Source organism: Pedobacter sp. B4-66 (assembly GCF_018492665.1).
Lineage (GTDB): Bacteria > Bacteroidota > Bacteroidia > Sphingobacteriales > Sphingobacteriaceae > Pedobacter.
The window spans coordinates 352102-362276 of sequence record NZ_JAFVME010000001.1 but is presented as its reverse complement, the minus strand read 5'-3'; the positions used below and the strand labels follow the sequence as shown (position 1 = coordinate 362276).

The 10175-nt window shown below is 36.8% G+C and carries 8 protein-coding genes and 1 tRNA gene; 7 read left to right on the top strand and 2 right to left on the bottom strand.

The features are described from left to right. Window positions 1-79: 79 nt before the first annotated feature. The gene (locus tag J1905_RS01480; RefSeq protein WP_214225410.1) at window positions 80-1150 is read right to left on the bottom strand and encodes a phosphotriesterase family protein; all 1071 of its coding nucleotides are present in this window, start codon (window positions 1148-1150) and stop codon (window positions 80-82) included. Window positions 1151-1243: 93 nt separating this feature from the next. Between J1905_RS01480 and J1905_RS01475 the strand changes: the two genes are divergently transcribed. The 6 genes from J1905_RS01475 to gloA2 all read left to right on the top strand — a co-directional run bounded on the left by J1905_RS01475 (window position 1244) and on the right by gloA2 (window position 8619). Further along, window positions 1244-2608, top strand: coding sequence for a hypothetical protein (locus J1905_RS01475; protein ID WP_214225409.1), 1365 nt, complete (start codon window positions 1244-1246; stop codon window positions 2606-2608). An 86-nt stretch (window positions 2609-2694) separates the two neighbouring features. After that, window positions 2695-5283 (top strand): phosphatidylglycerol lysyltransferase domain-containing protein, encoded by a 2589-nt coding sequence (locus tag J1905_RS01470; protein WP_214225408.1) that lies wholly within the window; start codon window positions 2695-2697, stop codon window positions 5281-5283. Between the two features lie 5 nt (window positions 5284-5288). Continuing rightward, window positions 5289-6713 (top strand): AcvB/VirJ family lysyl-phosphatidylglycerol hydrolase, encoded by a 1425-nt coding sequence (locus J1905_RS01465; RefSeq protein ID WP_214225407.1) that lies wholly within the window; start codon window positions 5289-5291, stop codon window positions 6711-6713. Between the two features lie 57 nt (window positions 6714-6770). After that, window positions 6771-7202: a DUF2147 domain-containing protein gene (locus J1905_RS01460; protein WP_214225406.1), complete on the top strand. Its 432-nt coding sequence runs from the start codon at window positions 6771-6773 to the stop codon at window positions 7200-7202. Further along, window positions 7202-8224 carry a WD40/YVTN/BNR-like repeat-containing protein gene (locus tag J1905_RS01455; protein ID WP_214225405.1) on the top strand — a complete coding sequence of 341 codons (1023 nt, stop codon included), beginning with the start codon at window positions 7202-7204 and terminating at the stop codon, window positions 8222-8224. Before J1905_RS01460 ends, J1905_RS01455 begins: the two co-directional genes overlap by 1 nt. 11 nt (window positions 8225-8235) lie before the next feature. Next, on the top strand, window positions 8236-8619 hold the full coding sequence (gene gloA2, locus J1905_RS01450) for an SMU1112c/YaeR family gloxylase I-like metalloprotein (RefSeq protein ID WP_214225404.1): 384 nt from the start codon (window positions 8236-8238) through the stop codon (window positions 8617-8619). A 236-nt stretch (window positions 8620-8855) separates the two neighbouring features. On the opposite strand, the gene J1905_RS01445 is transcribed toward gloA2, so the two are convergent. After that, window positions 8856-8929 (bottom strand) — tRNA-Cys (locus J1905_RS01445). Between the two features lie 285 nt (window positions 8930-9214). Here J1905_RS01445 and J1905_RS01440 point away from each other — a divergent pair. Then, the gene (locus J1905_RS01440) at window positions 9215-10174 is read left to right on the top strand and encodes a zinc-binding metallopeptidase family protein (protein WP_214225403.1); all 960 of its coding nucleotides are present in this window, start codon (window positions 9215-9217) and stop codon (window positions 10172-10174) included. The last annotated feature ends 1 nt before the right edge of the window (window position 10175 follow it).

Here is a 10175-nt window from a genome sequence, read left to right as displayed (position 1 = left end):
TTTTTAATTAATAAGGCAAGACAAATCAGGGGCTTCTATTTATCCCAAAAAAACTTAAAGAAATATTAAGAAGAGAAGCTTAACCCTGAGGGCAAACTTTTATCCGAAAAGCATTAGCCGGATTGGTCACTGTGATCATTTTAAATTCGTCTCGAGTAATGCCCAATGCTGTTAGAGAAGATTTTAATACTCCGAATATGGTTTTGTAAGGTACTGTGTTACCATTTTCAAAAGCCTTGAAAGCAGCTTTACCACTGTCTTCTGTTACTGCAAAACCATCATCATGAGAAATTAATAGTTTGTGTAATAATCCTTCACCTTTCATCCTGTAAATATGGTTTCGATATTGAACTAATGAGTCTGGTTGTTCGTTAATGCCGTCTAAGCTAATCCAACAACCTTTTTTTGCTAGTTCAACATGCAAAAATCCGGTAGTGTCGTTTTGAGCATGTACCCATATTAAAGCTTCAGGACTTACACCCGACTTGATAAGAAGCTCAACTTCTTCTCGTGCAGCGGCAGCATTGCCGGTATGGATAGCTATTTTTAAACCACTTTTTAAATGAACAATTGCTGCGGCTTTAATTAGTGTTATTTCAACGGGTTTCAAAGGAGCATTATCCACTCCAAGTTTTATAAATCCTGGTCGAATATCGGTTCCATCAATCCCGCTTTCCCATTCCTTTAGCCATCTGGTAGCTAACTCTTCGCTGGTTTCGGTAAAGGCATGCTTAGGTAGGTATTTTTGGCCTACGGCGGCATAATAACCGGTGTTTGTTATAATGTTTATGGCACTCGCTTTTGAAAGTAACTGTAGCAATTTTACATTTCTGCCAATATGTGCCGGAGTGCATTCAATAATTGTATTGATTCCGGATTTCTTAGCAGCCTTTAAATAGGGAAGTAGTAGGCTTGCAGTTGCTTCATTGTCATACTCAAGGCGGCTGGCAGGTTCTGCACCTTTAAAATCGGTAACAATATGCTCATGTGGTAAGGTTAGGCCCATTGCACTGATGTCAATTTTACCATTTACAGTCATGATAAAACCTTTTTCAGCTCCAGATTTTTCTGCTGCAATAGCAAAAATATTAGGGTGCAAACCAATAAGCCCTGCAAAACAGGAAAGAGAAATAAACTGACGACGCTCCATATACAAAAATAATTTAATTAAGCACAATACAAATTTTATTGCATCTTTATTAAGCTGTTAGGCATCCTTTTTAAATACTAAATATTTGTTTTAATGAATAAACTAATGACGAATTCAGGTTCTTTAATGAAATCAATAGCTGGTTTTATAGGAATAGCTTTACTTGCCATTTTATTAAGTGCAAAAGTACCTGTGAAATCAAAACCAATAGTCAAAGAGAAGGCAGTTAAAGCAGTTGATTTTTTAAATAGTATTGGTGTAAACTCAGCAATCTCTAAACGTGGAGAGTCTTTGGATAAGACTATAGAGTTGATGAAGTATACTGGGATCAGATGGATTCGTGCAGGTTATGAGGGAGATATTCCAGATGCAGATTTTATTAAACTTCATAAAGAAACAGGCGTTCGGTTTAGCTATGGATTATTGAGTGGCGGAACCGATATTAAAAGGTTATTAGCAGGAGCAAAAAAACTTGATGCTGTTGGTGCGCTTTTGGCATTTGAAGGGTCTAATGAACCAAACAACTGGGGATTTAAGTACAAAGGTGTTGATGGTGGGAAAAATTTAACCTGGTTGCCTATAGCTCAATTGCAAAAGGATTTGTGCCAGGCGGTTAAAAGCGATGCTACATTAAAAAAGTATCCTGTGTGGGATCTTTGTGAAAATGGTGCACAAACTGATAATGTAGGATTGCAATTTCTAGAAATACCAAAAGGAGCGGGTACACTAATGCCTGATGGAACAAAATATGCTGATTTTGCAACATGTCATAATTATTTCTCGCACCCTTCTCATCCTGGTCTGTATGATAATCAAACCTGGAATGCTGCTGATCCCGGTCCACTTTGTAAGGTTGATGGTCTTTATGGTAATTATGGAAAAACCTGGCGAGGGAAACATCAGGGATATACAGAAAAGGAGCTTTTAACATTGCCAAGGGTTACTACCGAAACTGGTGTTACGCTTACAGACGAAATAAATGAAGAAAAACAGGCAAGGCTATATTTGAATCTTTATCTTTCTCAATTTAAAAGAAATTGGAGCTATACGGCTGTTTATTTACTGAGAGATAGGGTTGATGAAGCAGGGAATCAAACTTTCGGGTTTTATAAACCGGATTATAGTCCTCGTAAATCAGCAATATATCTTCATAACTTAACTACAATTCTTGCCGATAAACCATCTAAGTTTAAAACAGAGGAACTAAGTTTCCAAATCATTAATCAGCCTGAAACGGTACATCATCTGTTGCTTCAGAAAAGCAATGGGAAATTTGAACTGGTAGTTTGGGGAGAGAAGGCAAAGGGAGCTGAGGATGTAGAAATAAAGCTTGATAAAGTATATCCTTTGATAAAAGTTTACGACCCTACAAAAGGTACTGATGCTATTCAAACATTAAGCAATGTAAGCGCTGTTAAGCTTACAACCAGCGATCATCCTTTTGTAATTGAGATTTAAAGGGACCTTGTCATTACTTTAAATAATGTTTTTCATATATTTATTAGGTAAAAAAACTTTCTTTACTACTCTAATTATCCCAATTAATGAAGCGCTTCAAGTTTTTTGTGCCCTTTATTCGTGAGAATGGAAAGATAATTTCCAGTTATATTTTTACTCTTTTCTTTATCGGCCTGACCATATGGTTCATTAAGCAGGAGCGTGTGGAAATACATCATGTAAAACGATTAATTGTAACTGCAAATTGGTGGTGGCTAAGCATTGGAATGCTACTGAGTGTAGTTTATGTATTTATTCACGGAATGATGTATCGGTCTTCATTTGCTGCTGTATCAAGTAAAATATCTCTGGTCGATGGCACCATTCTTTTCTTAAAGCGGAATTTTGTGAGTGTTTTTTTACCTGCCGGAGGAGTTTCTTCATTGGCCTTTTTTAGTGCGCCAATAGAAAGAAAAGGAGTAAGCAGATCACAAATTAACTTTGCTTCATCTATATATGGTTTTGTAGGTATTTTATCGGTTTTGGTAATTGCCATTCCTGTATTTGTGTATGGTGTTTTAGAGGGGACTTTGGGGCAGGGAGAATGGTTTGGGTTGTTAGCTGCATTGCTACTAATTGGCGGTATTTATTCATTATACAGATCAGTTATCAAAAAGGGGGCAGCTTATAAAATCATTATTAAATATATTCCTGCTGTTGAAGTGTTTGCTGAAGAATTTAGAGCGAACAAGATTGAGCGTAAACACTTTCTTTCGACTTTTATGTATAGCATGTTGATAGAAATCGTTGGGATCATCCACATATACATTGCCATGGTTGCGCTGAACATGAACCCATCCCTAATTTTTGCCACCATTAGCTATATCGTTGCTGTTGTTTTCCTAATTATCTCTCCTTTTTTAAGGGGGCTTGGTGCCGTAGAAGCGTCCATGACATTCATTCTAATCAGGCTAGGTTATTCTAATGCTGCGGCAGTTTCAATTACACTGTTATATAGGTTTATGGAATTTTGGATTCCTATGGCTCTGGGTGCGTTAAGTTTTTTACTCAAGATCAATAAGTTGTTAATGAGGATTGTACCTGCATTATTGTTGCTGCTATTGGGTATCATCAATATTGTCTCGGTACTTACGCCTGCAATCCATTCAAGGCTTGCATTTCTTAAAGATTTTCTTCCCATGGGAGCGATAACGGCTTCTAATTATTTTGTACTTGTTGCAGGGTTGTTTCTTTTGGTTACAGCGGCATTTATGCTTAAGGGGTTACGGATGGCATGGTATTTTGCCGTTGCCTTGTGTATGCTCTCGTTAGTGGGCCATTTAACTAAGGCAATTGATTATGAGGAGGCTGGGTTTTCTATAATCGTGCTTGTTATTCTATTGGGGTCAAGAAAGGAATATTACATTAAGCACAATTCCAGATTAAGATTTATAGGAATACAAACAACTTTATTGAGTATTCTAGGTGTGCTACTTTATGGTGTTATTGGCTTCTATTTTCTTGACGAAAAGCATTTTGACATAGACTTTAGCTGGGTTCAATCTATAAGGTATACTTTGCAGAATTTTCTATTGATTGGTAGTTCAGACTTGATACCCCAGGATGCGTTTGCCAGAGGCTTCCTTTTTTCTATTAACATTAGTGGGTTTTTATCTATTGCATTCTTGATTTATACATTGATCAGGCCATATATTCTGAAAATGGATACTTCTGAGGAAGAGTTTGAATCAGCAAAAACAGATTTGGAAAAATATGGTAACTCGGCTATAGATTATTTTAAAACATATAGCGATAAGCTAATCTATACAACAGATGAGTTTGACGGTTTTATAGCTTATCGCATAGCAGGCAATTTTGCTGTGGTGTTAGAACTTCCGGTTACTTCGATTGAGAACAGGCTGTCATTTATCAAATCTTTTGATAGTTATTGTGTGGAAAGTGGTGTTAAAAGTTTGTATTACAGAGTTCCGGAAGAAAGTTTGCATGATTTTCTTTCTCTAGGTAAAAAAAGACTTTTTCTGGGACAGGAGGGAGTGGTTGATCTTACGGAATTTTCTTTGGAGGGAGGAAGTAGGAAGTCTATCAGGAATGCGTTAAAAAAGGTTGCAGAACAGGGTTTTCATACAAAAACATATAATGCTCCAATTAAGGATGGCTTGCTTCAGAAATTGAAATCTGTATCTGATGAATGGTTGGTAGGGACTGAACGTGAGGAAATTGTATTCTCGCAAGGGATGTTTATATGGGATGAATTAAAAAAACAGACTATAATTACGGTAGAAAATACAGAAGAAAAGATTGTTGCGTTTTTAAATGTAATACCTGATTATGTAAAGGGTGAGGGGACTTATGATTTAATCAGAAAAACTGCTGACGCGCCAAACGGTATTGTTGATTTTATTATGGTAGCGTTATTTAATCACCTTAAGGAACAGAATTATACTGCGGTTAACCTCGGTTTTGCTCCTTTATCTGGCCTTATCACTCCACATAATTTTACTGAACGATCAATGAAGTTTGCTTATGAAAAGATCAGGTCGTTTTCTCATTATAAGGGCTTAAGGGCTTCAAAAGAGAAGTTTTCGCCGGAATGGCACAATAAATATTTGATATATGATCAGGATTATGATCTCTTACAGGTGCCAAACGTATTGACTAAAGTAATTAAACCTTAACCATTATGAAAAGATCTGCTGCCTTATGTTTTGTACTGATCTGTTTTTTGGTAACAAAAGGCAGAGCGATGGTTATTGACTCTATAACTTATGGTAAGTTTGGTACTATAACAGTTTACCATCCTACTGGTACGCCAACTTCGGTCGCTTTATTTGTCTCTGGAGATGGAGGGTGGAAAAATGGAGTAATTAATATGGCAAAAAATGTTGCTAACCAGGGTGCATTGGTATTAGGTATTGATGGTAAATTTTATGGGAAATACTTGGCCAAAGTAACAGCTCAATGTTTGTATCCGGCAGCCGATTTTGAAGAGTTGAGTCTTTTTATTCAAAAGAAATACAAATTAACTAACTATCATAAGCCTGTACTTATAGGGTACTCGTATGGTGCGGTTTTAATATATGGAATATTAGCGCAAGCTCCTGCAAATACCTTTAAAGGTGCTATTGCTTTAGGTTTTTGTCCGGATATTGACCTTAAAAAGCCTTTGTGCAAAGGGAGTGGCCTTACTCAGCACGTTTTAAAGCCTGGAGTTTCTTATTATCTGGAAGTTACAAAAAGTTTAACGGCCCCGTTTATTGTGTTAAATGGAGTAAAAGATCAGACTTGTCCCTTTGAGGCTACAGCAACTTTTTTAAAAGATATGCCAATGACTGAACTTGTTACATTGACAAAGGTGGGCCATGGATTTTCTATTGCAAATAATTGGCTTCCCGATTTTAATGTTGCATATAAGAAGGTATTGGCTGCTCCATCATTTAATGAGCAAAAGTCGACCTATGAGTTTTTTAAAGGATCCAAAGCTTATACAGGAGGCATGCCCTTAACGCTGATTCCTTCAGGTAAAAAGAACAATTTGCCATTGGTATTTATGATATCCGGTGATGGTGGCTGGACTAGTTTTGACCAATCTCTGGCAGAATCAATGGCTTCAAAAGGATTAACGGTAATTGGTCTTGATGCCCAGAAATATTTTTGGAATGCTAAGACTCCAGAAGCTGTTGCAGCGGATTTGGGTAAAGCTATCTCTTATTATAGAGAAGAGTTAGGGAAAGACAGCTTTGTTCTTGCCGGATATTCTTTTGGTGCTTCAGTTGTTCCATTTCTGGCAAGTAGGTTGCCTACTGAATTTAAAGGGGCTTTAAAAGCAGTTTTCTCTCTTTCACCTGATGTAACCGCGGATTTTGAAATCCATATTGCAGATATGCTTGGCATTGGAAGTTCGAATGATAAGTATGATGTAATTGCTGAAATGAAAAAGATTAAGGCGTTAAAACTACTTTGTGTTTTTGGAACAGAAGAAGATAGCGATATTAAGGATAAATTTGTGCGCAATGGTTTAAAGGTAATTACCATTCCGGGGACTCATCATTTTAATGATGATTACTCGGCTATCTCTTCCTTGCTTTTAAAAGAGATAGCTGAGTAAGTTTTTTTCTTATTCTTTTGCGGATTCACTAACTTTAAAAAACACTAACTTATGATTATGAAATATTTTTCGCTGATGCTGCTTTTAACTGCAATATCATTCTCCGGTTTTACGCAAAACAAGGACGCAATCCTTGGAAAATGGATTAATTCGACTGGTGAGGCTCATGTAGAAATCACCAAAAAAAGTGATAAATACTATGGTAAAATAGTTTGGCTTAAAGAGACTAAAGACAATAAAGGGATTGTTAAAGCAGATTTAAAGAATCCTGATGCAAACTTAAAAACCAGACCTATTTTAGGATTAGAAATACTTAAGGATTTTGTTTTTACGGGTAGTAAATGGACCGATGGTACTATTTATGACCCGAAATCTGGTAAAACATATAGTTGTAATATGACGCTTAAAGATAGTGGTCTGCTAAATATGAGGGGGTACGTTGGTATCTCTTTAATTGGCAGATCAGAAGTTTGGAAAAGAGTTAAATAATGAAAAAACTAATCTGGTGCTTGTTGTTTTCCCCCTTATTAGGTTTTGGACAGACCTATGATTTGATACCATTAACAGGTGGTACAAATACAAGTTTAAGAGGGATGTCTATTGTTTCTGATCATGTTGCATGGGTAAGTGGGAGCAATGGCAGCATAGGTAAAACGATTGATGGAGGAACCACATGGGAATGGATTATGCCTGCCGGATACGAAACACTCGATTTCAGGGATATTGAGGCTTTTGATGCAGATAGGGCCGTAGTAGTAAATGCAGGTTCTCCTGCCTATATTTTGCTCACAAAGGATGGTGGGAAAACCTGGACTCAAACCTATAAGAATGTTGATTCTGCCATTTTTCTGGATGGTATGGATTTTTGGGATCAGCGTACAGGAATGATGTTTGGAGACCCAATTAAGAATAAGATGCAGTTGTTAAGCACAAAAGATGGAGGAGCATCTTGGGCTAATGTTTCAGATAACCTGAAAAAGGAGATGGCATCTGGTGAAGCTGGTTTTGCTGCAAGTGGTTCTACAATAAAAACACTGGGAAAAGGAAAGGTGTGGATTGCTACTGGTGGTGCTGCATCTAATATTTACTTTTCTAGCAATTATGGGGCTACCTGGAAAATTTTTAAATGTCCCATTTTACAGGGAGAGAGTAGTACCGGTCCTTTCTCTATGGCATTTTATGATAAAAGTAAAGGCATAGTTGTAGGTGGTAATTACTTAAAAGACAAAGAGAATACAAACAATGTGCTGTTAACATACGATGGGGGACAGACTTGGAAAAAACCTTTAAAGCCTATAACTGGTTATCGTTCGGGTGTGGCTTATGTAAATTCAAAGACTTTACTGGCAACGGGTACCTCAGGAACTGATGTGTCTAAAGATGGTGGGCTAAATTGGCATAACATATCGTCCTCTAGTTTCAATGTGGTTCAGAGAGCTAAAAAGGGTAAGCTTATTCTTTTAGCGGGAAACAAAGGAGAGATCTATAAACTGATTATTGGCGCAAAATAATAAGAAAACGTATGATAAATAAGGTTCATCACATTGCAATAATATGTAGTGAATATGAGGTTTCGAGAGCATTTTATACTGATGTTTTGGGGCTTACAATTATTAGGGAAGTTTACAGAGCAGAACGACAATCGTATAAGCTGGATTTGGCATTGAATGGAAATTATGTTGTAGAACTTTTCTCTTTTCCTGATCCTGCTAAGCGACCATCAAGACCTGAAGCTATGGGTTTAAGGCATCTCGCCTTTGAAGTTGATGATCTCGATCTTGTTGTTAGTGTGCTTAATGCTAAAGGTGTGGAAGCCGAACCAATACGTGTGGATGAATTTACAGATAAGCGATTTACTTTCATATCCGACCCTGATCAACTTCCAATAGAATTTTACGAGAAATAATTTTTTTGATATGATATACAATAAATCGAATATTTAGGCGTCTATGTATATGAGAGCGTTAATTTAGATAGCGGGGATACGGTGGATTGCTGTATCCCCGTTTCTTTTTGCCCTAATTTTTCTAGTCGCCCACTTTGCTAATAAATAGCAAAGCCAGGTCATCCAACCTGGCTGCTTTTAAACAAAACTTAGATCTAACCAAACATCTAATGAGTCAGACAATATAGAAATTGAACTGGACGTCAAGGGCGGATTCGAACCGCCGTCAAAGGTTTTGCAGACCCTCACCTAACCACTCGGCCACATGACTATTTTTTATTTATCAAAAGCAGTTAAGCGCTTTTGATAGGACAAATATATATAAAGTCTATAAAATTACTAGACTTTATGTAAAAATATTTTATTATTTATGCTTTTAACCTTTTTATCTATCCAAAATGGAATAAAACCATACCATATTGGAAGGGTGGTTTAAGTGTTTGAAAATGCGTTTATTGATTCTTAATGGCTTTTTTTGTCTTTAGAGTGGGTTTTGGAGTTTTAATTTGGCATGGGCATTTCATTTGATGATGACGGTTATTAATCGTTTAAAAAAATGGAAAATCAAATGATATTTGTTCGTATCGCTACCATTGCAGATATAAAACATGTTGATGAAATAGTAAAAGAGACTGAATCTTCGGCAATTGCCAGAGGGTCTGGAATTGCGAAAAGGACTCCGGAATCTATCGTTCAAAAGATAAAGGAAGGTAAGGGAGTTATTGCTGTTACGGGAGGTGGTGAATGGGTTGGCTTCTCCTATTTTGAAGTTTATGAAAACAATTCGTTTGTCTCTAACTCGGGCTTAATTGTCGCTCCAAAATTTAGACATGCAGGAGTGGCTAAGGCAATCAAGGAGAGAATTTTTAAAATTTCGAGAAGAACATATCCTGAGGCTAAAATATTCAGCATCACCTCAGGAGCTGCTATTATGAAAATGAATGCTCAATTAGGATTTGAACCCGTAACGTTTGATCAAATCACCCATGATGAATACTTTTGGGAGGGTTGTAAAAGTTGCGTTAATTACAATATTTTGGAGGGTAAGAAAAAATGTAATTGTTTGTGCACGGCCATGTTGTTTGATCCTCATAAGCAAAATTTCAATACCCATGCCTTAACACCTGCCAGCGAAAAATGTGAGATAGTACTTGATTGTATCTCCTATCCAAGATTGAGCCTGGCAGCTGGTGCAGAAGGAACTAATGCCATTTGTAGTGCTCTAAGTGATATTTTATGGTTTTCTGAATACACATTTCCTATTGAAAACAATCTGCCGGATCCTGTTAAGATGACAGTTACCCACGTAAATACAGATGGTAGACAAAATTGCACTTCTAAGGAGTGTCGATTCACGGTAGCAATTGTTTACGATCATAATTACACAGAAAAAGAGATATTAAATACAATTAAAAATCATACAAGGTGTAAATTTACGGTAAGAGAAGATGTTACCAATGTTTCTATTATCGATGATTCAGTGTATGAACAGCAACTTGTCTTGAATAATTGTTAAT